This window comes from Exiguobacterium sp. USCH10 (genome assembly GCF_037619445.1).
GTDB lineage: Bacteria > Bacillota > Bacilli > Exiguobacteriales > Exiguobacteriaceae > Exiguobacterium > Exiguobacterium aestuarii_A.
Window position 1 is genome coordinate 45,103 of record NZ_JAQPZO010000008.1, and the last position, 23,766, is coordinate 68,868.

The following is a 23,766-nucleotide window of genomic DNA, read 5'->3' on the forward strand; positions in this document are numbered from 1 at the left end:
ATGAAAGCAGCATATATCGAACAGTATGGTGGGTCAGACGAATTCAAAGTAGGGGAGCTTGACCAACCGACAATCGGTGCAGATGACGTATTGATTGAGGTTCATGCCGCAAGTGTCAACCCGGTGGATTGGAAGTTGCGTGAAGGATACTTAAAAGAAATGCTTCATTTCGAGATGCCGCTCGTCATCGGATGGGATGTATCGGGCATCATCAAAGAAGTCGGGGCGAATGTGACCGAGCTTGAGGTCGGCGATGAAGTATTCAGCCGTCCGGATATTGCGAGGCAAGGCACATATGCCGAATACGTGGCGGTCGATGCCCATCTCGTCGTCAAGAAACCCAATTCATTGAGCTTCGAGGAGGCCGCGTCACTTCCGCTCGTCGCGCATACGGCATGGCAAGTCATGTTCGAAGTGATGGATGCGAAACCGGGTGACCGAATCTTCATCGGTGCTGGTTCAGGTGGTGTCGGAACGGTTGCCATCCAGCTTGCGAAAGCACACGGATTGTATGTCGTCACGTCAACCAGTACGCCGAACGTGGACTGGGTCAGCGAACTTGGGGCCGACGAGGTCATCGACTATAAACGACAAGATCCATCAGAAACCGTCCGCGATCTTGACTTCGTATTCGATACGATGGGAGGAGACGGACAGAGCAAACTGTATCGAATGCTGAAAGAAAATGGGATGCTCGTCTCCATCTCCACACCACCGAATGAAGAAGAAGCCGAACAGGCAAATGCCCGCGCGGAGTATGTCTTCATGCAACCGACAGGGGAGCGCTTGAAAAAAATTGCGGAAGCTGTTGAAAAAGGCGAACTGAAACCTGTGATCGACCGGATCTTTGATTTAGAAGACACGAAACTTGCCCATGACTATGGAGAAGAAGGGCATGCCAAAGGGAAAATCGTCATTAAAGTGAAGTGATAAAAAAAGAGGTGGATTTCCGGAACGCGCGCCGGAAGTCCACCTTTTGTTCATTTGATTTGAGAGGCTACCTCATGTGGAGGTCAGCCCTTTTTCTGTGCTTGTATCTGTTCATCGATTTCAGACAAGTACGTCCAACGTTCCATCTTGGCATCGAGTGATTCTTTCAGTTCGGCGATTGTTGCGTACAATTCATTTACTTTTCCGAGGTCGCTGCCCGCGGTCGCAAGCGTCGCTTCTTGTGCTTCAATCTGTTCTTCAAGCGCGGCGATGTCTTCTTCAATCGTGTCCCATTCCTTCTGTTCTTTGAAGGTGAATTTCACGACTTCCGACTTCGCTCGTTCTTTTTTCTCTTTTGGTTCTTTCTCTTTCTTCACTTGACGAACCTCTTCTTGGCGCATCGCCAAGTAGTCACTGTATTCTGCGTGATACACCTGGATGGTCCCGTCTTCAAATGCGATCAACTGTCCAGCAACACGGTCTAAGAAATAGCGATCGTGGCTGACGGCGATGACGGTGCCAGGGAACGATTCTAAATAGTCTTCTAACACAGATAACGTTTCCGTATCCAAATCGTTCGTCGGCTCATCGAGGAACAAGACGTTCGGTTCGTCCATGAGAATCCTCAGGAGGACGAGGCGCCGTTTTTCTCCGCCGGACAGTTTCGCAATCGGTTTATATTGCGCATCCGGTGAGAAGAGGAAACGTTCGAGCATTTGACCGGCCGTGATTGTCTCGCCGTCCGGCGTATAAATCACTTTCGCAATCCGCTCGATTTCGTCGATCACGCGTCGTGATTCGTCTTCAAACTCGACTTGTTGACCGTAATAGCCGAGATGGACCGTTTCCCCGTGCACGATGGCACCGTTTGTCGGTTCCAAACGCTTGGCGAGCAGGTTCATAAGTGTTGATTTCCCGCTCCCGTTCGGTCCGACAATGCCGTAGCGTTCACGGCGTCCGAAAATCCAATTGAACTGCTGAATGAGGAGCGAATCGTCGTATCCAAAAGACAAGTCCTCGACTTCGATGACCTTTTTACCGAGTCGGCGAGATCCGACGGAAACGTCGAGTGACTCTTCTTCGGCCAAGCTTTCTTGATGTTTCAAGTCTTCGACACGTTGAATGCGTGCTTTTTGTTTCGTTGTTCGTGCTTTTGCGCCTCGACGTAACCAAGCGAGTTCACGACGTAAAATATTTTGCCGTTTCTGTTCCATGGATTGTGCCCGTGCTTTTCGTTCGGCCCGCTTCTCAAGGAACAACTCATAGTTCCCGTTATAGAAATAACTCGTCCCGTCTGCAATCTCTAAGATGTGGTTTGTGACACGATTTAAGAAATAACGGTCGTGGGTGATGAGAAGGATGGCTCCCCGATAATCGGCAAGCATCGTTTCGAGCCATGCAATCGTGTCGGCATCAAGTTCGTTCGTCGGCTCGTCTAAGAGCAGTAAGTCTGCTTCGTCGAGTAACGCTGCAGCGAGAGCGACACGCTTTTGTTGCCCTCCCGATAAGGCGTTCACATCGACGGACACGTCAGGAAGACCGAGCCGGTTCAAAATCGACTTCAGTTTTGCTTCCGTTTCCCAAGCGTCTGCGGCATCGACGGCCTGTTGGGCTTTCATGAAACGTTCGAGTAACTGCTCACTCGTCGGATCTGCTTCGAGCGCTTGACGGGCACGTTCGAATTGCTTCAGTGCTTGAACGGACGGTGTATCACTTGTGAACAAGGCGTCAAGAATCGTTTGCCCTTCATCAAATTGGACGCTTTGAGTCAGGTAGCGGATGCGGTAATCATTCGAATGTTGCATCGTTCCCCGGTCTGCCGTCTCAGTGCCGGCGATGATTTTCATGAATGTCGATTTTCCAGAACCGTTCACTCCGATAACTCCGATGCGATCTCCTGGGTGAATCGTCATCGTCACGTCATCAAATAAGACTTTGTCGGCAAACTCTTTATGAATGCCCTCAATCATTAATAAACTCATGCGTTCTCTCCTTCAATCTGTTGACGAATGGCTGCTTCAATCGTTGCAGCGATTTCCTTATTCGGTAAGTCAGCCGGATCGATCGCGGGTAAGAAAGTGACGTCGACCGTTGCCGGAGTGATTCGATTTTTGGCTTCTAACAATTTGTAGCTCCCTTGAATGGCAACTGGAACAATCTTCGCACCGCTTGACGTCGCGAGTGTCAAACTCCCGGCTTTAAATTCTTTCATAGGACCGCCTTTTGAGCGTGTTCCTTCTGGGAAGACGATCATTGACTGACCGGATTGGATTGTCTCGACGCCCGAGCGAATCGCTTTGATTGATTGACGACGATCGCTTCGATCGATAAAGATGCAGCCCATCAATTCCATCCAACGCGGGATGATTGGGAATTTCTGTACCTCAATTTTCGAAATGAATGCCTTTGGTCGTTTCGTAGCCGTCAACATGATGGGAACGTCAAAGTTTCCTTGGTGGTTCGATACGTAGACGATCGGTTCATCCGGAATCTGCTCTTGTCCATGGACACGAATGTCAGCACCGGCAACCTTCAATAAAAATTGCGCCCATTTATAGGCGATGTCTTGTACGTAGCGATAACGCTTTGGTGGATCAATTTTTTTCGCCTTTTGTAAAAATGGGACGGTGATCGGTAACACCGCAAAAAATGAGAAAAACCATACAGCTGTTCGAATCATTTTATTTTCTCCTCTCATAATGACAACAAGAAAGAGTCTTCTTCTCTTGACGAGAATCCGACCCTTCGGCATGAATCCTTATTCCCAAAAGCGAGAATCGCTCTCTTCTTCCTCTTCCTCAAGCTCGAACGTAATGCGTTTATTCACAGGATCGACGACGAAATAAGCGCCGTCTTGTTCAATACTTTTAATTTGCATGGCTTGGTCGTTCCCGATTTCAAGGGTGAGGCGGATGCGATTGTCGTCATCGACAAGTAAGATTCCATCTTCCTTTAACCAAAGCTCCATGACAGGTGAATAACGAAGTAGCCATTCATTCGATAACGGAATTTCATTCATACGATTGTGTGCCTCCTGCGATTATAAATCCAATGTACGTTGTCTGTTCCTTCATAGAATACCAAATGTGGAGAGGGAAGACGAGCGTTATGTAGAGCGTTTCCGTGTCGTCGAATGCATTCTGGCCACGACGCGTTTGATTCGTTTCTGGTTCCGTCTTTCCACAAAGAACTCGCTCGCTTGCATAAAGAGTTGTTTGAAAGAAGACAGTCCCATCGCAATCAAGACAGCAAATAGAAAAGTTCCAATCGGATCTTTATATAGTTCGGACTGGAACAAAAAAGCGAGGCCTGCAGTCGATAAGATGGTCGTAAGAAAATAGAAAATCATAGCGGAGTCTCCTTTTCTTATGTGGTAGTAAAGAAAAAGGCAAGGTCTTTTAATCGTATTCGACCTTTTGTAGGAAATTCCTGTTTGCGTTTGGCAAAGAAAAAACGCCTCCAGTAGCTCGGAAGACGTTTACTCTTGAGTCATATAAGTCGATGATGACGATACGTTTGTATCCACACCGTTTGAAAAAATGAAGCTGAGTGATGCGAGTAATGCGAAAAAGGCGACGAGTAGCCCTTTTGTAAAACGTTTTGCAAACGAACGAGACTGTATATCAAACATTTATTATCCCCCGATCAATCCTAAATGAAACCTTATCTATACCGGACACTTCCTATATAATAACGTTTTCAAAAATAGGATACTAGAAGAAAAAAAGACGTTCACAAAATTGTCACAAAATTTTAATAAATCATCTTCCTTCCATTTCTTGTGACGGGTTTCCCTTTTCACTTCACGTTCACAAATTCGTCACATTTATTCAAAATGTTGAAAGTGAACATGATATGATTAGGAACGTGTGTAGATAGGTATACTGACAGTAATAGATTAGAAAAGGATGTGGGTGTAATGGCATTGCGTGCAGGAGAAGTAGTAGACTTGGTCGCGGAACGTTCTGCTGATTTTGGAGTATTCATTAGTAACGGTCGCGAAGAGGTACTCCTTCATCGAAAAGAACAGACGGAAGAAGTGACGGTCGGTCAAACGGTTCGTGTCTTTTTATATCATGACTCAGAAGGGCGTCTCGCATCAACGATGACGATTCCGACGGTCTCTTTCGATGAGTATGAATGGTGTGAAGTGACTGGCGTTCGATATAACACAGGTGTCTTCGTCAATATCGGGATTCAAAAAGATGTTCTCGTCTCGATGGACGACTTACCAGAGAACCGGTCATACTGGCCGCAAACGGGAGACCAATTGTGTATTCGTTTGAAATATGACCAAAAAGGACGTTTGCTCGGGGATCCGGCACCTTACGCGTACTTGAACTTGTTGGCACGTCCATCGAAAGAAGAATGGAACAACCAAGATGTTCAAGCGACTGTCGTCAATAAACGTGAAGTTGGCGTCAACGTATGGGTCGAAGGAGAATCACTTGGTTTCTTACATGAAGCAGAAATGACACGTTGGCCACGTCTCGGTGAACAATTGACAGTTCGGGTGACCCAAGTGAAACAAGATGGAACGGTTCTCGTTTCTATGAAACCACGTGCCTATGAGGCGATTGACGGCGATGCGGCGAGCGTCCTCTCTTATATCGAGGAACGTGGTGGTCAAATGCCTTACGGCGACAAGACAGCCCCTGACGTCATTGACCGTGAGTTCGGGATGAGCAAAGCCGCGTTTAAACGGGCGCTCGGAAAACTACTAAAAGAAAAGCAAGTTGAAAAGCTCGACAACGGCTACAAATTGAAATAAGATAACTCATGTTCGGATGACATGAAAAAGTTTGAAAATGTATTTCTTTCATTTTAGGAATAAATACGTTATAGTTAATAAAGTTGACTATGAGGAAACATTGAGAAAACGTCTGTAGATCTGTCAAACTGAACTCAGACGTTTTTTGTATGAACAAAGGAGAATATAATTTGACAAAATTCCAAGATTTACAATTAAGTGAAGCGTTAGTAAAAGGTGTACACAAAATGGGCTTCGAGGAAGCTACACCGATCCAAGCTGAGACAATTCCTGTCGCACTCACAGGAGTGGACGTATTAGGGCAAGCACAAACAGGTACAGGGAAAACAGCAGCTTTCGGTATTCCGACAATTGAGCGAATCGATTCAAAGGCACGTCAAGTCCAAGCACTCGTTCTTGCACCGACACGTGAACTTGCGATTCAAGTTGCAGAAGAATTAAACAAAATCGGAGAAACAAAGCGCGTATACGCACTTCCTGTTTACGGTGGTCAGCAGATCGACCGTCAAATCCGTGGTTTGAAAAAGAACCCACAAATCGTCGTTGCAACACCAGGACGTCTCATGGACCACATGAAACGTAAAACAATCAAACTTGATGACATTCAAACAGTCATCTTGGATGAAGCAGACGAAATGCTCAACATGGGCTTCGTTGAAGATATCGAAACGATTTTGGCAGGTCTTCCTGAAGAACGCCAAACGCTTCTTTTCTCAGCGACGATGCCACCACAAATCAAAAAGATTGCAGAGCGTTTCATGAAGTCGCCGACAATCATCAAAGTCAAAGCGAAAGAAATGACAGTTGAGAACATCAACCAACAGTTCATCGAATTGCGTGAAGGTCAAAAATTCGATACGCTTTGCCGTTTGATCGACATCGACTCACCAGAACTCAGCATCATCTTCGCTCGTACGAAGAAACGCGTTGACGAAGTGACAGAAGCACTTATCAAGCGTGGATACACTGCAGACGGTCTTCATGGAGACTTGACGCAATCAAAACGTGACCAAGTGATTCGTCGTTTCAAAAACGGAACAATCGATATCTTAGTAGCGACTGACGTTGCTGCACGTGGACTTGATATTTCAGGTGTCACGCACGTTTACAACTTCGATGTACCACAAGACCCAGAGAGCTACGTACACCGTATCGGTCGTACAGGTCGCGCTGGTAAAACAGGTACTGCCCTCACGTTCATCACGCCACGTGAGTTTGGACAAGTGAAAGCAATCGAACGTGTAACGAACAAACGCATGAACCGTCGTCACGTACCGACAATCGCGGAAGTACTTGAAGGAAACCAAAAGCAAGCAGCTGAAGAGTTGATCGAACGCGTTCAAGCGGGCGACTTCAAAGCGTACACGCAACTTGCGACTGAACTTCTTGAAGAGTATGAAGCAGTTGAAATTCTCGCTGCAGCCCTTCGTGGATTGACGAAAGAGCCAGATTCAACACCTGTTGAAATCTCGTACGCTGAACCAGTTCGTGTCAAACGTCAAGGTGGCCGTGGTGGCGATCGCGGTGGATACCGTGGTCGTAACGACCGTCGTGGCGGTGGCCGTGGTGGCGATCGTCGTGGTGGACGCGGTGGCGAACGTCGTGATGGACGCAGTGGAGACCGTAAAGGATCATACCGTGGTGACGATCGTCGTCGCTCGGATGACCGTGGCCCACGCCGTCCGCGTGACTAATCATCGTGAAATGCCGCATTTCCTTAAGTGGATTTGCGGCTTTTTTTATTGTGTCGTGCTACACTAGTTGAGTAGAGATAGAAGGATGAGGTGTCAACGGATGGTGGAATTAAGTTTCGGTCTCCTTGTGCTATTTGGTTGTGTGCTCGCACTCAAACCAATCGTGTCAAAGACAGACCGTCCTAACTTTCGTTATATCCCCGTGGCGACATTGTTGTTTGGAGCGATGATTTTTTTAGTGTTAGCCATTGGAGTAGGCGGAAAGATGGGCATTGCATATGGCGTAATGAGTATCGCCTATTTTATTGCTTGTTTCGGTGCCTATATGTATGTACACACGCGAACGAGCTGATTGTAGCTCGTTTTCGCATTTAACGAAGAGGTGATGAGTTATGGATGCGGTAGAAGTGATGGTCCATCCTGAAGAAGTGATGGTGACGTATGAACCAATCCTTGGAGCGGCAACGTTTCAAGTGGAAGGCTATATGGTACATGGGCGATTCCGAGGCGAATCGTTGACACCATTTTTTTATGATGATGACGTTCCGCTCGAGTATCAGTTAGACATCGCCCAACGGATGGAGCAATTGGCAGCAGCACAGCTTCGAGACGCCAAGCCATTCGTCACATTCAGATGTCGATCGGAATGGATTCTTGAAGAAGGGGGAGAAGCTTTTTTAGCTCCTCTGCGCGAATTGAATTTCCCGTTACATCGTATTTATGTGACGCTTCAAGGGACGGATCTGGTTGATGTTCCTCGCCTATCGCGTGTCATTCAGTACTATCGGTCGTACGGGCTGAAAATCGCACTAGACTTCGCAGAGTCGACGAGTATCGAGGACATTATGACACTCGCGCCAGAATTGTTGCTTGTCGACCTCGGTACGATGGTGGAGAAAAAGACGTTGTCGGTCACGTATCCGAACATGCTTCAAACGATGGAATATATCGCTTCGAAGCTCGGTGCACCGCTTCTGTACAAATCAATCAACCATATCGGACAGCTTCGTTATGCTTGGCAACACGGCGGTCGCTATTACATGGGTGGTTTGCTTGGGTTAGAAGACGAGATTCCACAACGAGAAATCAAAGGAATGGGTGTCTTGGCACAAGAAGTGCCTTCTTTCTTTTTACATGACCAGAAGCGATTGAATCGTTTATACGAACTTGAGTTTGAGTTACATCGTCGAATCGGAGAACTCGTTCAATCCGGTAAATGGTCGAGAGATAAGAAAGACGAGTGGATTCAATACATCGCACCGAAGCTCGAGGAAGTGTTTGTCCGTTACTATTTGACGGATAAGACAGGGTTTCAGACGAGTGCAAACGTCTACTGTGTGAACGGAGAATGGCGTGTCGATAATACGTATCGGGGTTACAACTGGAGTTTCCGACCATATTTCATTCAAACGATGGCGGCCATGGACGTTCGGGGACGTGGCTATTTATCAGGAGACTATCGTGATTTCAGTTCAAACGAAGTGACGCGTACGTTCAGTTATCCGTTACCCGACGGCATGTTCTTGTTCGCCGACATATCCGAAGAATATCTGTACCAGAATCGATTATTAGACTGAAAGGAAGAGTTATGATGTTAGATTATGATTACGATGCGTTACGCGAAATCGGTCGAATCGTCGCACTTGCACGAGATGAGATGGCGAAAGCCGTCAAGCCCGGCATGACGACAAAAGAATTGGATGCGATTGGGCAACGTATTTTAGAAGAAGAGGGTGCGGCTTCTGCACCGATTACGATGTATGAGTTCCCAGGGTACACGTGTATCTCACTCAATGACGTCGCCGCCCACGGGATTCCTGGGGAAGAGGTCATTCAAGAAGGCGATATCGTTAACGTTGACGTTTCAGCTGTGAAGGATGGCTATTATGCCGATACAGGTCGTACGGTCATTGCTGGGGAAGCAAAATCACCTCAACATGAACGATTGGTCGAAGTGTCGTTGACGTCGCTCGAAGCCGGTCTCAGCAAAGTCAAAGCGGGCGTGAAAGTCAACCAAATCGGGAAAGCCATTTATTCGGACGCGAGAAAGAATGGATTCACGGTCATCCGTAACTTAGCCGGACACGGACTCGGTCGAACGTTACACGGAGAGCCGGAGACGATTTCAAACTACTACAGCCGCGAAGAGAATCAGCTCTTAAAAGCTGGGCAAGTGATTGCGGTCGAAACATTCATCTCGACGAAAGACGAAATCGTCTATCAGTCAGAAGAGGATGGGTGGACACTCTTCACACCGAATAAGAGCCTCGTCTCACAGTTCGAACATACAGTCATCGTCACAGAAGATGGATATGAAGTGTTAACGGGATCGTTCCGTTAATGTAAAGAAGGTGTGGTTCTCGTGAACCGCACCTTTTCTGTATTCATTGTTCGAGAGCTTTGCGCACGGCTGCTGTCGCGTGAAGATACGTTGTATCAAAGAGTGGGATGGACACATGTTGTTGCTGAATCAACAGGGGGATTTCCGTACATCCGAGAATGACACCTTCTGCTCCATCGGCTTGCAGCGATTCAATGATGCGCGTATAAGCGAGACGACTCGCTTCTGTTAGGATTCCGAAAATCAGCTCATCATAAATGATGTCGTGTATGCATTGGCGATCTTCTTCATTTGGAATCATTAGTTCGATTTCATACCGCTCTTTCAGCAAGTCGCGGTAGAATGAACTTTCCATTGTGAATCGTGTACCGAGAAGCGCCACTTTTTTTAGATTTTCCTGTTTGATGGCATGTCCCGTGACATCTGCGATATGCAAGACGGGCAGGGAAGTGGCGGCTTCAATGGAAGGCGCCACAAGATGCATCGTGTTCGTACAAATCACAATGAGATTGGCTCCTGCCTTTTTAAGGTTCATAGCCTCTTCTACCATGATACGCGTCAATTCATCCCATTTTCCTTCGTGCTGTAATCGTTCAATCTGTTGGAAATCAAACGAGTACAACAGACAGTTGGCAGAATGTGTCCCACCTAATATCGTTTTCACTTCCTCATTCATCATTCGGTAATACTCGAGTGAGGACTCCCAACTCATTCCGCCTAACATTCCGATTTTCTTCATAATGACTCCTTTAAAAAACGCCTAAGCTAGCGAGATATTTGTTTCTCTCAGCTGTTCAATCACATCCCAGTCTGGTTGTACTGAGTCCGGAAGCGTCAATTTCCCATTCTCGACCTCAAGCGGTGTATCGAGCAAATCTTGTTCGAAGTAAGCGCTCGTCCCCGACATATCCGCCGGAAAGCTCGCGCCGCTGAGCGAAGCGAATAAAAGCGTGTGATACCTTCCGATTCCGGATTCATACATCCCACCGACCCAGTAAGGTGTTCCGTGTTTCCGAATGTGTAAAGCCTCGCTGAAACCACCGACACGTGCAGGCTTAATATTGACGATTTTACCCGCGCCGAGTTGCGTCATCGTCTCCACATCGTCGTAAGACGTAATCGACTCATCGAGGCAAATCGGTGTTTTGAGTTTTTGTTGAAGAGTCGCAGATTTGGCGAACTGGCGGCTCGGATACGGTTGTTCAATCATCAATAACTGATGGGTGTCGATTTGTTCGAACCATTCTATCGGTTGATCGGACGCGCTTCCGTTTAAGTCAATCATGAGTGGCGCATCTGGAAAGACAGCTCGGATTTCGCGTAGTGCCGGGAGTAATTCATTAGGGGAGGCTTTTAATTTGATTCGCTCGAAACCATCGGCTAGCGCTGCTTCAATCGAGTTCATCGTCTGATGGAGTAGCCCAATCCCGATCGTTCTACCGCAGGAGACGGTATCCCCGGCCTTTATATACGACTTAAGTGACACGTTCGCGCGTGCTGCTTCAATCTCCCATAATGCACTTTCCCACATCGCTTTCGCCATTCGTTGACCGATAACCGATGAGACGAGGGTCGGAAACACGTCCGTCGTGACCGTCATGCCCTTTAATAGATGAAGAATCAATTTTGATGTATCAATCATGGACTGGGTCGTTTCTTCCGTGTACCAAGGTGTCTCAAAGGCGACACCTTCGCCATATCCGACGACACCATCTACAGTTTCAAGTCGAAGGATGAGTGTTCGTCTCACCGACAAAACGGCGTGCGCCGTTACGATGGGGTGTTTAAATGTCAAAGGGACGATTGAAAGGTCAGCACGTCTGATCATGGCAGTAGCTCCTTTAAGCGATGACGCATTAATTTTCCGTTCGCGTTTCGGGGTAGGTCCTCTACGTGATGAATCGCAAGCGGATGTTTATACTTGGCTAACTGGGAATCAAGGATTTTCTGCATCTCCGTCGGGTTATATGATCCGACGACGAAGGCGAGCGGGACTTCTCCCCAGGTCGGGTGTGCTTGTTTCGTAACCCCAACGTCTCGGACACCGGCACATCGTAACATCGCAGCCTCGATTTCAGCAGGATACACGTTTTCGCCACCAGAAATAATGAGGTCGCTTCGGCGATCGTGTACATATAAATACCCGTCTTTCATCGTTCCGAGATCACCTGTTTTCCAGTAACCGTCTGGTGTCCAAGCATCTGATTCAGGTTGTTCGAAGTACCCACTCGTCACAGTTGGTCCTTTTACCTCAATCTCCCCGTCCTGACTGATTCGGATCACGGTCGGTGCGATGGCTCTCCCGCTCGAACCGATATGTGAGAGCGCTTCGCTTGGAAGTAGCGTGGCGACTTGAGAACACGTTTCGGTCATCCCATATGTTTGAGCGACCGGTAACTGTCGTCGCTCTGCTTCTTCTAGTAACGGACGAGGGACAGGCCCACCTCCGACGAGCAAGGTGCGAAGACTGTGTTTTTCTAGCCCGGCATCCAGCAGTCGCTGAAGCATGATAGAGACGAGTGACAACTGAGTAATGCCTTCAGTTTCAATTAAATAAAGGGTGCGGTCGACATCAAAACGTGGCTCAACATAAAGCGTCGAACCGATGATTGCACTCCGATACACTTGAGAAAGTCCACTCATATGGAAGAGTGGCGTCACCGTAAGCATTCGGTCAGATGGACGATAGTCTAGATGCGCTTCGGCAGCACGTGCGCTTGCGAGATGATTTCCATACGTCTGTTGTACAGCCTTGGCCCGCCCCGTCGTACCAGACGTAAACATGAGAGACATCGTGTCATTTTCTTTCCACTCATGTGTCACCGTGAAACATGATCGCGCCCGACGTGTCACGAAACGTTGTGTGACCGGCAAATCGATCTCGTCATCGACGAGAAGCAAATCAACTCTTACTTTGTTTAACTGAGTGCGTACCTCCTCTTCGGTCAAGCGTGTGTTGATTGGAACGAGTACTTTGCCGAGCAGATGCACCGCATGGACGGCGATGATATAGTCTTTGCTGTTTTTAGCGAATATGCCAATCTTTTCGGCAGTGGGTGTCTGTTCATGGATGTATTGGGCAAGTTGCAGGCTCTCGGTACGTAACGCTTCCCACGTCAGTCTTTCCTCGCGTGTCACGAGTGCGATCTGTGATGCCGGATGTTGTTCAATCCATTCATACATGTCTGTAACCTCCAAAAAAAGAGTAGCGGAATCGCTACTCTCTCAACAAAATTAAGGGAAACGTGGGAATTGACCGAAGTCAGGGTCACGTTTTTCTTTGAACGCATCGCGTCCTTCTTTCGCTTCATCGGTTGTGTAGTAGAGAAGCGTTGCGTCTCCAGCGAGTTGCTGAAGTCCAGCAAGACCGTCTGTGTCCGCGTTCATTGCTGCTTTCAAGAAGCGAAGTGCAGTCGGTGAGTGCTGTAAGATTTCTTGGCACCACTTGACTGTTTCTGCTTCAAGTTGATCGAGAGGGACGACTGTGTTGACGAGTCCCATTTCGAGTGCTTCTTGTGCATCGTACTGGCGGCAAAGGTACCAGATTTCACGAGCTTTCTTATGACCGATGATGCGTGCTAAGTAACCAGAGCCGTATCCTGCATCGAACGAACCGACTTTAGGACCTGTTTGTCCGAAGCGAGCGTTGTCCGCTGCAATTGTTAAGTCACATACAACGTGAAGGACATGCCCTCCGCCGATTGCGAAACCTGCGACCATGGCAATGACCGGTTTTGGAATGACGCGAATGAGGCGTTGAAGGTCGAGGACGTTCAAGCGTGGGATTTCATCTTCCCCGACGTATCCGCCATGCCCACGAACTTTTTGGTCTCCACCTGAACAGAATGCCTTTTCGCCTTCACCCGTCAAGATGATGACGCCGACTTCTTTATCGTCGCGTGCGCGTGCGAATGCATCAATCAATTCATTGACCGTCAACGGACGGAACGCGTTGCGTACCTCTGGACGGTTGATGGTGATTTTAGCAATCCCATTCCATGTTTCATATTTAATGTCTTCATACGTACGGACCGATGTCCAGTTCGCTACTGATTCCATTTTAAATACCCCCTAAAATCAATTTCTTTATTATTGTACCAAACTCTGGTGCATTCTCGATATGAGGAGCATGCCCCGCATCTGAAATTTCATAGATTTTAATATCAGACCGTTCTTTCTGCATGTCTCGTGCAATCGCTTTGAACTTAGAATCTTCTGCCCCGACAATCAAATCGACGTGGGGAAGGCGGTGCAATGCACCCCAGAGCGAAGGCATATGACCTGTACCGATGGCGCGCAAACTGTTCGCAAGAGCAGTCGGATGTTGTGCGAGTCGGTCCTTCCTAAGTGATTGTTTCATCTCTTCAGTTTGTCGCCAAAGTGGAAGGTTCTCCCATCGCTTGACGAATGCGGAGAGTCCTTCGGTTTCGATGAATCGGGCAAGTTCTTCGTCTTGACGTCGACGAGCTGTCCGTTCTTTAGAAGATCGGAGACCGGGTGTCGTGCTGACCCCGATGACATGTTCGACGCGTTTGTCGCACGCGGCGAGTGTCAATCCGATTCGACCGCCGAGTGAATAACCGACGACTGTCCAAGGACGATCGTCTAAATAGAGTAGGCGTGAAAGATCCTTCACTTGTTGACTCATCGTCGAACGAGTGACGGGAGGGCGTTCCGTTGCGCCATGTTGCAATAATGAAGGTGACACGAGTCGAACCGGTAAGCTAGGGAATGAATCGACCCATTGAGCATTTCCCGTGAACCCGTGTAAGAACAGTACCGGTTTTCCTTCTCCTCGAATGCATACTTCATAGTCGACACCTCGCAACTCGACGATCATGCCTCATTCTCCATGACAAGACGAGCGCAGACAGACTGCGTCCATCCTCGGTGAGTCGTCACGTTTTGCTCCCGATCCGATGGGAACTCAATCAAATGAATGCCGTCTTCAATCGCTTCTTGAATCTTCTGTGGTTGCTCAATTAGACGATAGGACAACCCGTAAGTCTCGGCAAACCCACGAATGTTCAAATTAAGCGGTGTCCCAAACAAATCTTCGAAAAGTTGGGTATCGACGGAAGCTTGCGGTAAAAAGGAGAAAATCCCTCCACCATTATTATTCGAAATCACGACTGAAAACTTCCCTGGATGATGTTTTAACAGTTGTAGGGCATTGCTATCATGATAGAATGCCAAATCACCAATCAGTAGAGCGGCATGAGACGTGTCATAACAGCTACCGAGTGCGCTCGAAAGAACACCGTCAATCCCGTTGGCGCCTCGGTTTGCAAGAACTTGCACGCTCTTTCCGGCGGATAATGTCGTATCGACATCACGAATCGGCATACTGTTACTGACGAAGAGACGTTCGATTGACGTATCGAGCAACCGTTTCGTCAATTCAGCTTCTCCCTGGAGTGAAGGCTTCGCCACTTCCGTGACATCCTCGAAGAAACGTAGTCGTTCGACGTAACGTGGATCATTTGTTGATTCAATGAGTGGTAAAAAGTCGAGTGCGTCTCCGTAACAGATGGTCGCACGGCTACTTGGGTCACGATAAGAGCCCGGCTCTTCAATCACAACTAGCTCCGTCGCAGTCATCCACTGATTGAGTCGTTTTGAAACGGGCGCGGCACCGAATCGAATGAACACATCCGGTAACCAGTCGGCTTTGTGTTCACTTGCGAGCCACGTGTCGTAGTTCGTCAAGACACCGTCGAAACGACGCATGCCGCTGAGTGGATCCGCAAAGATCGGGATATTATGCTCGGTCGCTGATTTGTAAATGGCTTTTTGCCATGACAGCGGTGTGTAAGGGCCGACAACGAATGCGAGTTGCTTTTGACTCGTACGTTCCAAAAAGATTTTCCGGTCGGTATTTGACGGGCGAACGCTCTGTCTTTCCGGTATAGCAGGTTCACCTTTCAGCGTCAGCTTCAACTGTTCAAGGTCTGGGAGTAACGGTTCTCGGAACGGGACATTCAAGTGAACGGGTCCCATCGGTGCCTGCATGGCAAGATTCGTGAATCGGGTGACTGTCTGCTGCATGAACGACAGCGTGGCTTCTTCAGGTACAGGTAAGTCGAGACTCGTCTTTACTTGTTCACCGTATAATCGGACTTGATTGATTGCTTGTGGTGCCCCGACGTTCCGAAGTTCATGTGGTCGATCGGTCGTCAAGACGATGAGCGGCAATTGCGAAATGAATGCCTCCGTCACCGCCGAGAAGTAATTTGTCGCAGCCGTACCGCTCGTGCAAATGAGTGCGACAGGACGGATAATGTCCGTCGATCGAGTCAATCCGAGAGCATAAAATGCAGCGGAGCGCTCATCGACGATGATGTGATGGCGGATTTGCGGGTGTAAATAAGCCGCTATCGCGAGTGGGGTCGAACGAGAACCCGGACTGATGACCACGTCGGTCACGCCAGATTCAACAAGTCGATTCACCATGGATGCTACCCAGTCGGTCAACATCTTATTCATGTAGGGTGCCTCCTTAATCGTGCGAATCAAACTGCAAAGCTTGTTTGATTGGACTCATTTTCATTTCGGTTTCTTCAAGCTCTTGCTCGAGAACCGAGTCTTTGACAATCCCGCCTCCTGCGTAAAGTGCGACGAACTGATGCTGGACGAGTGCCGAGCGGATGGCGACGACAAACTCGCCATCCCCATCGTTATCGACCCAGCCAAATGGAGAACCGTACCATCCACGGTCGAACCGCTCGATTTCACGAAGTAATCGGACCGATGTCCGCTTCGGTGAGCCACCAAGGGCTGGGGTTGGATGGAGTGCTTCCGCTAACGACAACAAGGAAGCGTTTGTTTCGAGTGTCGCCTGGATTGGAGTGTGCAGGTGAAACACCGACCGATTCGCAAGAATTTGCGGTGTCTCGCTCGTGTGAATCGGCGCGGTATAAGGTGTCAAAGCTTGCTTAATATCTTTTACGACGATTTGATGTTCTTCACGATTTTTCGCATCATGTAACAGTTGTTCCTTCGCAAGGTCGCTTTCGATTTCAGTCTGAGGGCGCTTGATGGTTCCGGCGATGGCAGCTGTATTCAGTCGCATCCCTTCTTTTTGAATCAATCGTTCAGGTGTCGCTCCGAAGAAGCCGATGTCACGTTTAGGTTGATATAAGTAGATATAGCTCGACTCTTGATGTTCCGCCAAATGCTTCAAACTCTTCGCGAATGGAAAGGCATCGTCAGAACGTTGATAAATCTCTTCTCGCGCGATGACGATTTTTTCGACTCGCTCTTCCTCGATTAACTGCTTGGCTTGCTGAAAGCTTGATTTGTAATGTTCCACACCGTCTTTTACTTTCGAATAGGACGGTGTTGATTCCTCGGTCGGGCGAAGTGAACTGAATTGTGCCAATTGATCGGCCAATTGAATTAAATACTGCTCGACCGATTGTTTCGAAGAGACAAGAGTCGCGACTGTCAATGTATGTCGGTCTTTATAACGACGGTATAAAAATTTTGGAACGACGAGTGATGCCTCCCCAAAGGCATCCCACATGCTCTTTTGTGGACGCATGAACGTATCGAACGAAAAGCCAGCAAACGCATGGACGGTTGCGTCGACATCTCGCCGATGGAGACTCCAATCGTACTGGAGTCGCTGAAATCGTTCGGGGCCTGAGGCACTCAAGACGAGCGCATCTCCGCAACCGAGCATTTCAAGCGTACGGTCCGGTGTCATGAAGTAATAATGGGACGTATCCGTGTTTTGAATGATTTGAAACGCATCGAACGCCGAAATTTCCCACGTGTAGGATGCGAGGACAGGACGTTGCCAAGCTCGCGCCCGTTTGTGAGCTTGCTCGATTCGTTGTTTTATATGTGTTTGAGTATCTGGCATGAAAGAAAAGCCTCCTCAATCCGATAGAATTCTCACTCTTTAGTGTATCATGAGTTCGCAATTCACTTGTCTATGAAATGCTCGAGAAATTGTAAGGATCATGAGATGGATGGCTGACGTTGACAGATTTTTTCATCGAGACGTAAACTAACGAAGGGAGGGAACGAAATGAAACAGAAATCAAAAGGGGCATATTGGCGAATGATTCGCCCGCATACCCTGACAGCAAGTTTTATTCCGGTCTTGCTCGGGACGTTCATCGTCCTCGATCAAACCGAACTGAAGTGGGGACTCTTTCTTGCGATGTTAGTCGCGTCAGTCCTCATTCAAATCGCAACGAACTTATTTAACGAGTACTATGACTATAAGCGAGGATTAGATCATGAAGGATCGATCGGGATTGGTGGGTCCATCGTGCGCGACGGGTTTACGCCAAATCAAATCCTGTCAATCGCCCTTGGCATGTATGCTGTCTCGGCGATACTCGGACTTTATATCGCAGCGTCAACGAGTTGGCACCTGCTTTGGGTCGGTGCGTTATCCATGCTCGTTGGATACTTGTACACGGGAGGCCCGTTACCGATTGCGTATACGCCGTTTGGTGAGATTGTTGCCGGTCTCTTCATGGGATATGTCATCATTGGAATCGCTGGCTATATTCAAATCAATACGGTGACGACGGAATTGTTGCTCGTGTCGTTCCCGATGGCCTTGTTGATTGGGGCAATCTTACTTGCGAACAATATTCGAGACTTAGATAACGATAAAGAGAACGGGCGAAAAACAATCGCGTGTCTAGTCGGTCATCGACGTGCCGTATATGTGCTCGCGGCATTCTTTATCGCCGCATTAGTCGGCATCATCGTCGCCGTCGTGTATTATGGAGTCACACCATGGGTCTTGCTATCACTATTCACCGTGCCGGTCATGGTTCGAGCGATTCAACGGTTTTGGCAAAAGGCTGAACCGGCCGAATTGATGCCTGCGATGGCGATGACGGCGAAGGTGAATACGTTGTTCGGGGCATGGATGGTCGTCGGACTCATTGTTTCAAGATTTGTGATGTGAGAAAAGGGGAGGCGTTAACGTGTCAGTCGTAAAAGAAATGCTTGAATTTAACAAACGTTTCGTAGAGGAAAAACAGTACGAGCCGTTCGTATCTGATAAATTTCCGGATAAGAAAATCGTGATTTTGACGTGTATGGATACACGTTTGACGGAACTGTTACCTCAAGCGCTAGGACTTAAGAACGGAGACGCTAAAATCATCAAAAATGCGGGGGCTGTCTTGTCGCATCCATTTGGTTCAGCCATGCGTTCGATTTTAGTCGCGCTTTATGCGCTAGGCGCGGAGGAAGTTGTCGTGGTCGGTCATTACGATTGTGGGATGGCGGCAATCGAGCCGTCTGTTGTGATTGAAGAGATGGAACGACGAGGAATCGATCCTCAGACGTTGAAGACGTTGAAATCGTCAGGGATGGATTTGGAGCAATGGCTACATGGATTTGATTCGGTCGAAGAGAATGTCGTTCATTCAATCAACTTAATCAACAATCATCCATTATTACCACCAGGCACGAATGTCCACGGGTTCGTGATTGACCCGGCGACAGGACGTCTTGACCCAGTAGAGGCATAAGGAAGGAGCGCGTTCAACTCGAACGTGCTCCTTTTTGTATTAGCCGTACGTATTTGTTGGGATGTCTTCATAGTCATCCTCTTCTTGTTTTTGTTTCGCTTTCTTTTTGTTCTTCTTGAAGTCACGTTCATATTCTTGTTCACTTGGCGATTTAAAGAAACGCATCCACGTTGCGTTAATTTCAGACCCGATGAGGATGATCATTCCCGTCAATTGTAACCAAAGCAACGTGACGATGATTCCACCGAGCGATCCATAGGTCGAGTCGTAACTTCCGAAGTTTGAGACGTATAAGCTGAACCCAAAAGATACGAGCTGCCAACCGATGACACCGAAGATGGCTCCTGGTATCGTGCTCTTCCAGAATACGTGTTGCTGCGGTGAGACTTTATAAAAAATCGAAAGCGTCAAAATCAAGACGACTGTCGTCAAGACGTAGCGGAACACATTAATCATCATCTCTTCTGCCCCGGTAATGTTGACGGGTAAATATTCGGTGACGAACGAGATGATTTGCGCCCCAAACACGTTAGAGAGAATGAGAAGCAGCATCCCGATCCCGAGTAGAATCGTCAAACCAAGCGCTAATCCTTTTTTGACAAAGAAATTTCGTTCATTGTCCTCGCCATACGCGTGTAGGGAAGTCGTGATGAGTCGATCGACCCCTTTTGCGGCAGACCAAATGGCTAAAATCGCACCGAGCGATAAGAGACCGCCTCGGGGTTCCCCGATTGCGTCAAAGATACCCGTCAAAAACCCGGAAGCAGCGGATCCTGGTGCCAAGTCGTTCAATTGATTTTGAAACGAATCTTGTGAGATATCAAAAAATGATAAGAGTGCCAAAATGAAGATGATTCCGGGGAAAATCGATAAAAACCAAAAGAATGCGAGCGTGGCCCCGTAATCTTGTACATCATGCTCTTTAAAACGACGGAATAACTCTTTTCCAAACCCGAACCAATTCTTTTTTTCCTTTACTTCTGTCATTGCCATCATGAAACCCTCCTGACTCGGTCATTAAAAAAATGTTTCCCGAATTCGGTCGAGGATACACATGATTAATCCTCAGATAACGTCAAATCGTAAAAACGTGACTCATGCGAGGCGAGTTTTTCAGCGAGCGATGGAGGACGGACCGGAAGATGGGGTAACGCCGATCGCTTGATCCACATCGGGGTGTAAGATCCGTTTGTCTGTTCTTCCTGGAATTCTTCACCCGTTCCGGTCCCGAATTCGCCACCCGTCATCTTCGCCCAATAGTAAGGGTTTAACTCGTTGTTAAAGGCAACATAGGCAGCAACCCCTTCTAACTCGACATGAACGCCGAGTTCTTCAAACGCTTCACGAACGGCTGTTTCTTCAGTCGTATGCCCATATTCTACTCCCCCTCCAGGGAATACATAATACAAGACATCTTCTTTTTCGCGGCGAATCAAAGCCACTTCATCTTGATCATTCATGAGAATGATCGCACTTCTTAATTTCGTTCGAACCACTGAGATCGTTCCTTTCATTCCTATAATTTTGCACAAAACGCATCGACGATTCGCCGATGCGTTCAACTCATTTTTGCGTAGGTTGTTCTAATGAATCATACATGTCTTGCGTCAATCCGTTCTCGTGTGACGCGATGACTTTTCCTGCGACACGCATCCCGAGACGAAGCGCATCTTCGATTGGATGCTGTTTCATCAGTTCGGAGATGACAGCGGAGAAGAATGAGTCACCGGCCCCGGTAGAGTCGGCCACTTTTACTTTCGTTGTTGGGACGTGACCTTGTTCATTCGTACGAAGGTCGACATAAACAGCCCCGAGCTCGCTCATCGTAACGATTGTGAGGGGTGCACCTTTCATGGCGAGTACTTCGGCGACGCGTAGTGCGTCGTCCACCGTGACGATTGACATATCGGACAAGATTTCCGCTTCTTCGCGGCTACAGATGAAACCAGTGAAGCCTTGAAGTAAATGACGGTTCCGTTCGATGACAGAAAGGTGGCCACACACACCGTATAGTGGCAAGTCCATCTCACGGCAAAGTTCAATCGTTTCGTTTAAGACGTTAACAGACAAGTCTAAGTCGATTGCGACCGCATCGCTCTCTTTAAAGACTGTGTCGATTCGACGTAAAATTGCTTCTTCCATCCGCGCTTCGTCAGGTTGTTTCGAAATTGATGTTTGAAGGTCGCCATTGTTATCCATGACGGCGAGCCACATTCCCATTCCGTTATCGTCGAGCATATCGACACCATCGACATTGACCTGTAAACCACGTAACTCCTCGAGGACGCCGACCCCGATTTGGTCGTTCGTGACAGTTGAGACGAAGCGAACGTCATTACCGAGTACACCTAAGTTTTGAGCAACGTTCCGACCTGTTCCGCCATTAGAGAAAGTGATGTCGCCGACATTTTTCGCATCTTTATGAAGCGGTGCGAAAGATGTTCCTTTAATATCGACAAACACTTTGCCGATGACTGCAATCGTATTCATATCATGTACCACCTTTAGCCAATCTTTCGATCTGTTTCAGTCTATTTAGACACATTGTTTCAATTATAACGAAATCGACATATCGTTTCAATCATCGATTCGATTTTGTCGAATCGGTTATTCCCATGAAGAGGTGAGAAGACGAAGTCCATTCAAGATGACTAGAATGGTAGAACCCTCGTGTCCGACGACCGCAAACGGCATGATGAGCAGTTCGAAAATGTTTGTGGCAATAAGGACGAGAATGACACCGAGCGCAAAGACGACGTTTTGTAGGACGATTCGGTTCAGCTTGCGTGATTGACGAATAGCGTCGCTCAAACGCATGAGGTCGTTTTTCATTAAGACGACGTCGGCTGTTTCAAGAGCGGCATCGGTTCCTTCACCCATCGCGATTCCGACATCAGCGGTCGCGAGGGCAGGTGCGTCATTGATGCCGTCGCCTATCATTCCAATTGAACCGTACTCTTCACGTAACGCTTTGATTTGTGAAACTTTTTCTTCTGGTAAACATTCGGCAATATAACGTGTCAATCCAGCTTCGTTTGCGATGGCACGAGCAGTCGCTTCATTATCTCCCGTAATCATGATTGTCGCGATTCCGAGTTCATTCAGACGCTTGATTGCTACTTTAGCCTCGGCCCGCAACGTGTCTCGGAGAGCATAGGCGCCGATTGTACGAGAATCATCACTAATAAAGACGAGTGTGTGACCGGCTTCTTTCAACCGCTCTACATCTTCTTTGAAGAAGTCACCACTTCGGTCAGCGAACTTCTGTTTACCGACGCGATATGTCGTCCCGTCAATTGTCGCCTCGATTCCGGAACCTGTGATGTCTTTAAAGTGCGTCATCTCTCCGGTATGTTTTCCGGTATAAGAGACAAGGGCCTCTGCGAGCGGATGCATCGAATGTTCTTCAATCAAACTGACGATTCGGTTGACTTCGACTTCCTGTAAATCAGGTGAGATGAGCGCTTCTTGGACGATTGGTTTCCCGATCGTGAGCGTTCCGGTTTTATCAAATGCGATTGCTTTCAACCGTCCCATGTTCTCGATATGAGCACCACCTTTGAACAGGATCCCGTGTTTCGCGGATGAGGCGATGGCTGCTAGGGCAGCAGGCGTGATGGCGGCAACAAGGGCACAAGGAGAAGCGACGACAAGTAAAATCATTCCGCGATAAATGCTCGTTTCGAGAGACCATGACGTGAAGAAGGGGCCGAGCAGGATGATGGCTGCGACGGATAGAAGAACAACTTGTACATATCGCCCTTCGTAGCGGTCAATGAACTGCGCAGAAGGCGACTTTTCTTCCTGCGCTTGCTGGACCATTTGAATGATTTTTTGGAACAACGTCTCGGTCGCAAGCTTAGTCACTTCAATCGTCAAGACACCGTTTAAGTTGACGCTTGAGCCAAACACGTCATCTCCGACTTGTCGGTCAACCGGGACAGACTCTCCTGTAATAGCGGCTTCTTCGACAGATGCGCTTCCTTTCATGATTCGCCCGTCAACAGGGATGCGTTCGCCTGGGCGGACGTAAATCCGATCACCGACTTTCAGGTCGTCAATGTGCACAACTTCAAGTTCGTCAGAATCGGTTAAACGAGTTGCTTGTTCAGGTTGTAGTTCCATCAACGATTCAAGCGCACGTTCATTTTTATTCATCGTGTACGTTTCGAGGGCACCTGATAGAGCAAAAATAAAGATTAAAATCGCACCTTCCATCCAATAGCCGATGGATGCGGCACCGATGGCGGCGATAATCATGAGTAGCTCTACGTTCAGGGATTTTGTCTCGATCGTATCTGTGATCCCTTCTTTCGCTTTTGCGTATCCTCCGATGAAAAAGGCAGATAAGTAAAGCGTGACATGAATCCATTGAGCTCCTTCTTGTGTTTCGGCGATATAAGCGAGTACAATCAATACACCGCTAATGAGCGCCATAATCAATTCGATATGTTCGTACCAGCTAGCCCGTTTGAAAACGTGGCTTTTTTCGTGTGTAACCGATTGGACGTTCATAGAATCCCT

At 48.0% G+C, this 23,766-nt stretch carries 24 protein-coding genes; 8 read left to right on the forward strand and 16 right to left on the reverse strand.

The window, feature by feature from the left end; translation table 11 throughout:
* Entirely contained in the window at positions 1-930 is a 930-nt protein-coding gene (locus PQI28_RS11860; RefSeq protein WP_339963419.1) for an NADP-dependent oxidoreductase, read from the forward strand.
* A gap of 83 nt (positions 931-1,013) precedes the next feature.
* Here the strand turns inward: PQI28_RS11860 and PQI28_RS11865 are convergent, their stop codons facing one another.
* The 5 genes from PQI28_RS11865 to PQI28_RS11885 form a co-directional block, all read right to left on the reverse strand.
* Positions 1,014-2,912: an ABC-F family ATP-binding cassette domain-containing protein gene (locus PQI28_RS11865; RefSeq protein WP_339963420.1), complete on the reverse strand. Its 1,899-nt coding sequence runs from the start codon at positions 2,910-2,912 to the stop codon at positions 1,014-1,016.
* Positions 2,909-3,610 (reverse strand): lysophospholipid acyltransferase family protein, encoded by a 702-nt coding sequence (locus PQI28_RS11870; protein ID WP_339963421.1) that lies wholly within the window; start codon positions 3,608-3,610, stop codon positions 2,909-2,911. Before PQI28_RS11870 ends, PQI28_RS11865 begins: the two co-directional genes overlap by 4 nt.
* Before the next feature lie 78 nt (positions 3,611-3,688).
* Positions 3,689-3,949 carry a hypothetical protein gene (locus PQI28_RS11875; RefSeq protein WP_026826759.1) on the reverse strand — a complete coding sequence of 87 codons (261 nt, stop codon included), beginning with the start codon at positions 3,947-3,949 and terminating at the stop codon, positions 3,689-3,691.
* Positions 3,950-4,036: 87 nt separating this feature from the next.
* Entirely contained in the window at positions 4,037-4,279 is a 243-nt protein-coding gene (locus tag PQI28_RS11880; protein WP_074033069.1) for a hypothetical protein, read from the reverse strand.
* Positions 4,280-4,408: 129 nt separating this feature from the next.
* Positions 4,409-4,561, reverse strand: a complete 153-nt coding sequence (locus tag PQI28_RS11885) for a hypothetical protein (protein WP_015880844.1) — start codon at positions 4,559-4,561, stop codon at positions 4,409-4,411.
* Positions 4,562-4,849: 288 nt separating this feature from the next.
* Between PQI28_RS11885 and PQI28_RS11890 the strand changes: the two genes are divergently transcribed.
* From PQI28_RS11890 to map, 5 genes are all read left to right on the forward strand, one after another.
* Entirely contained in the window at positions 4,850-5,701 is an 852-nt protein-coding gene (locus PQI28_RS11890; RefSeq protein ID WP_214696385.1) for a CvfB family protein, read from the forward strand.
* A 170-nt stretch (positions 5,702-5,871) separates the two neighbouring features.
* The gene (locus PQI28_RS11895) at positions 5,872-7,395 is read left to right on the forward strand and encodes a DEAD/DEAH box helicase (protein WP_214696383.1); all 1,524 of its coding nucleotides are present in this window, start codon (positions 5,872-5,874) and stop codon (positions 7,393-7,395) included.
* 100 nt (positions 7,396-7,495) lie between these two features.
* Positions 7,496-7,747 carry a hypothetical protein gene (locus PQI28_RS11900; protein ID WP_214696381.1) on the forward strand — a complete coding sequence of 84 codons (252 nt, stop codon included), beginning with the start codon at positions 7,496-7,498 and terminating at the stop codon, positions 7,745-7,747.
* 40 nt (positions 7,748-7,787) lie between these two features.
* Entirely contained in the window at positions 7,788-8,972 is a 1,185-nt protein-coding gene (locus tag PQI28_RS11905) for an EAL-associated domain-containing protein (RefSeq protein ID WP_339963425.1), read from the forward strand.
* Between the two features lie 14 nt (positions 8,973-8,986).
* Positions 8,987-9,736, forward strand: coding sequence for a type I methionyl aminopeptidase (map, locus tag PQI28_RS11910; protein ID WP_214696377.1), 750 nt, complete (start codon positions 8,987-8,989; stop codon positions 9,734-9,736).
* 43 nt (positions 9,737-9,779) lie between these two features.
* Here map and PQI28_RS11915 read toward each other — a convergent pair whose 3' ends face one another.
* Genes PQI28_RS11915 through PQI28_RS11945 form a run of 7 tightly spaced genes read right to left on the reverse strand, consistent with a single transcriptional unit; the run spans position 9,780 to position 17,603 of the window.
* Positions 9,780-10,475, reverse strand: a complete 696-nt coding sequence (locus tag PQI28_RS11915) for an aspartate/glutamate racemase family protein (RefSeq protein ID WP_339963427.1) — start codon at positions 10,473-10,475, stop codon at positions 9,780-9,782.
* A 21-nt stretch (positions 10,476-10,496) separates the two neighbouring features.
* Positions 10,497-11,564: an o-succinylbenzoate synthase gene (menC, locus tag PQI28_RS11920; protein ID WP_339963429.1), complete on the reverse strand. Its 1,068-nt coding sequence runs from the start codon at positions 11,562-11,564 to the stop codon at positions 10,497-10,499.
* Entirely contained in the window at positions 11,561-12,919 is a 1,359-nt protein-coding gene (gene menE, locus PQI28_RS11925; protein WP_339963431.1) for an o-succinylbenzoate--CoA ligase, read from the reverse strand. Before menE ends, menC begins: the two co-directional genes overlap by 4 nt.
* Before the next feature lie 51 nt (positions 12,920-12,970).
* Positions 12,971-13,795, reverse strand: coding sequence for a 1,4-dihydroxy-2-naphthoyl-CoA synthase (gene menB, locus PQI28_RS11930; protein ID WP_214696369.1), 825 nt, complete (start codon positions 13,793-13,795; stop codon positions 12,971-12,973).
* Between the two features lies 1 nt (position 13,796).
* Positions 13,797-14,576: an alpha/beta fold hydrolase gene (locus PQI28_RS11935; protein WP_339963432.1), complete on the reverse strand. Its 780-nt coding sequence runs from the start codon at positions 14,574-14,576 to the stop codon at positions 13,797-13,799.
* Positions 14,573-16,222, reverse strand: a complete 1,650-nt coding sequence (menD, locus tag PQI28_RS11940) for a 2-succinyl-5-enolpyruvyl-6-hydroxy-3-cyclohexene-1-carboxylic-acid synthase (protein WP_339963433.1) — start codon at positions 16,220-16,222, stop codon at positions 14,573-14,575. Before menD ends, PQI28_RS11935 begins: the two co-directional genes overlap by 4 nt.
* 13 nt (positions 16,223-16,235) lie before the next feature.
* A complete protein-coding gene (locus tag PQI28_RS11945; protein ID WP_339963434.1) occupies positions 16,236-17,603 on the reverse strand; it encodes an isochorismate synthase in 1,368 nt (455 codons plus the stop codon).
* A gap of 168 nt (positions 17,604-17,771) precedes the next feature.
* On the opposite strand from PQI28_RS11945, the gene PQI28_RS11950 reads away from it, so the two are divergent.
* Together PQI28_RS11950 and PQI28_RS11955 are read left to right on the forward strand one after the other, a co-directional pair.
* A complete protein-coding gene (locus PQI28_RS11950) occupies positions 17,772-18,671 on the forward strand; it encodes a 1,4-dihydroxy-2-naphthoate polyprenyltransferase (RefSeq protein ID WP_214696362.1) in 900 nt (299 codons plus the stop codon).
* Positions 18,672-18,708: 37 nt separating this feature from the next.
* A complete protein-coding gene (locus PQI28_RS11955) occupies positions 18,709-19,242 on the forward strand; it encodes a beta-class carbonic anhydrase (protein ID WP_074033130.1) in 534 nt (177 codons plus the stop codon).
* A 39-nt stretch (positions 19,243-19,281) separates the two neighbouring features.
* Here PQI28_RS11955 and PQI28_RS11960 read toward each other — a convergent pair whose 3' ends face one another.
* The 4 genes from PQI28_RS11960 to PQI28_RS11975 form a co-directional block, all read right to left on the reverse strand.
* Positions 19,282-20,235, reverse strand: a complete 954-nt coding sequence (locus tag PQI28_RS11960; RefSeq protein ID WP_339963435.1) for a YihY/virulence factor BrkB family protein — start codon at positions 20,233-20,235, stop codon at positions 19,282-19,284.
* Positions 20,236-20,300: 65 nt separating this feature from the next.
* Positions 20,301-20,738, reverse strand: a complete 438-nt coding sequence (locus PQI28_RS11965; protein ID WP_214696358.1) for an NUDIX domain-containing protein — start codon at positions 20,736-20,738, stop codon at positions 20,301-20,303.
* Positions 20,739-20,805: 67 nt separating this feature from the next.
* Positions 20,806-21,732, reverse strand: a complete 927-nt coding sequence (locus PQI28_RS11970) for a carbohydrate kinase family protein (protein WP_074033083.1) — start codon at positions 21,730-21,732, stop codon at positions 20,806-20,808.
* A 117-nt stretch (positions 21,733-21,849) separates the two neighbouring features.
* Positions 21,850-23,757 (reverse strand): heavy metal translocating P-type ATPase, encoded by a 1,908-nt coding sequence (locus PQI28_RS11975; RefSeq protein ID WP_339963436.1) that lies wholly within the window; start codon positions 23,755-23,757, stop codon positions 21,850-21,852.
* Between the last annotated feature and the right edge of the window lie 9 nt (positions 23,758-23,766).

What these genes read in the sequence shown, in the direction of transcription:
- menC (WP_339963429.1), bottom strand. Translation starts at nt 11,564, where the DNA reads ATGATCAGACGTGCTGACCTTTCAATCGTCCCTTTGACATTTAAACAC.
- PQI28_RS11860 (WP_339963419.1), top strand. Translation starts at nt 1, where the DNA reads ATGAAAGCAGCATATATCGAACAGTATGGTGGGTCAGACGAATTCAAA.
- menD (WP_339963433.1), bottom strand. Translation starts at nt 16,222, where the DNA reads ATGAATAAGATGTTGACCGACTGGGTAGCATCCATGGTGAATCGACTT.
- PQI28_RS11885 (WP_015880844.1), bottom strand. Translation starts at nt 4,561, where the DNA reads ATGTTTGATATACAGTCTCGTTCGTTTGCAAAACGTTTTACAAAAGGG.
- PQI28_RS11875 (WP_026826759.1), bottom strand. Translation starts at nt 3,949, where the DNA reads ATGAATGAAATTCCGTTATCGAATGAATGGCTACTTCGTTATTCACCT.
- PQI28_RS11955 (WP_074033130.1), top strand. Translation starts at nt 18,709, where the DNA reads ATGCTTGAATTTAACAAACGTTTCGTAGAGGAAAAACAGTACGAGCCG.
- menB (WP_214696369.1), bottom strand. Translation starts at nt 13,795, where the DNA reads ATGGAATCAGTAGCGAACTGGACATCGGTCCGTACGTATGAAGACATT.
- PQI28_RS11960 (WP_339963435.1), bottom strand. Translation starts at nt 20,235, where the DNA reads ATGGCAATGACAGAAGTAAAGGAAAAAAAGAATTGGTTCGGGTTTGGA.
- PQI28_RS11950 (WP_214696362.1), top strand. Translation starts at nt 17,772, where the DNA reads ATGAAACAGAAATCAAAAGGGGCATATTGGCGAATGATTCGCCCGCAT.
- PQI28_RS11880 (WP_074033069.1), bottom strand. Translation starts at nt 4,279, where the DNA reads ATGATTTTCTATTTTCTTACGACCATCTTATCGACTGCAGGCCTCGCT.
- map (WP_214696377.1), top strand. Translation starts at nt 8,987, where the DNA reads ATGTTAGATTATGATTACGATGCGTTACGCGAAATCGGTCGAATCGTC.
- PQI28_RS11870 (WP_339963421.1), bottom strand. Translation starts at nt 3,610, where the DNA reads ATGATTCGAACAGCTGTATGGTTTTTCTCATTTTTTGCGGTGTTACCG.
- PQI28_RS11935 (WP_339963432.1), bottom strand. Translation starts at nt 14,576, where the DNA reads ATGATCGTCGAGTTGCGAGGTGTCGACTATGAAGTATGCATTCGAGGA.
- PQI28_RS11890 (WP_214696385.1), top strand. Translation starts at nt 4,850, where the DNA reads ATGGCATTGCGTGCAGGAGAAGTAGTAGACTTGGTCGCGGAACGTTCT.
- PQI28_RS11865 (WP_339963420.1), bottom strand. Translation starts at nt 2,912, where the DNA reads ATGAGTTTATTAATGATTGAGGGCATTCATAAAGAGTTTGCCGACAAA.
- PQI28_RS11900 (WP_214696381.1), top strand. Translation starts at nt 7,496, where the DNA reads ATGGTGGAATTAAGTTTCGGTCTCCTTGTGCTATTTGGTTGTGTGCTC.
- menE (WP_339963431.1), bottom strand. Translation starts at nt 12,919, where the DNA reads ATGTATGAATGGATTGAACAACATCCGGCATCACAGATCGCACTCGTG.
- PQI28_RS11975 (WP_339963436.1), bottom strand. Translation starts at nt 23,757, where the DNA reads ATGAACGTCCAATCGGTTACACACGAAAAAAGCCACGTTTTCAAACGG.
- PQI28_RS11915 (WP_339963427.1), bottom strand. Translation starts at nt 10,475, where the DNA reads ATGAAGAAAATCGGAATGTTAGGCGGAATGAGTTGGGAGTCCTCACTC.
- PQI28_RS11905 (WP_339963425.1), top strand. Translation starts at nt 7,788, where the DNA reads ATGGATGCGGTAGAAGTGATGGTCCATCCTGAAGAAGTGATGGTGACG.
- PQI28_RS11945 (WP_339963434.1), bottom strand. Translation starts at nt 17,603, where the DNA reads ATGCCAGATACTCAAACACATATAAAACAACGAATCGAGCAAGCTCAC.
- PQI28_RS11970 (WP_074033083.1), bottom strand. Translation starts at nt 21,732, where the DNA reads ATGAATACGATTGCAGTCATCGGCAAAGTGTTTGTCGATATTAAAGGA.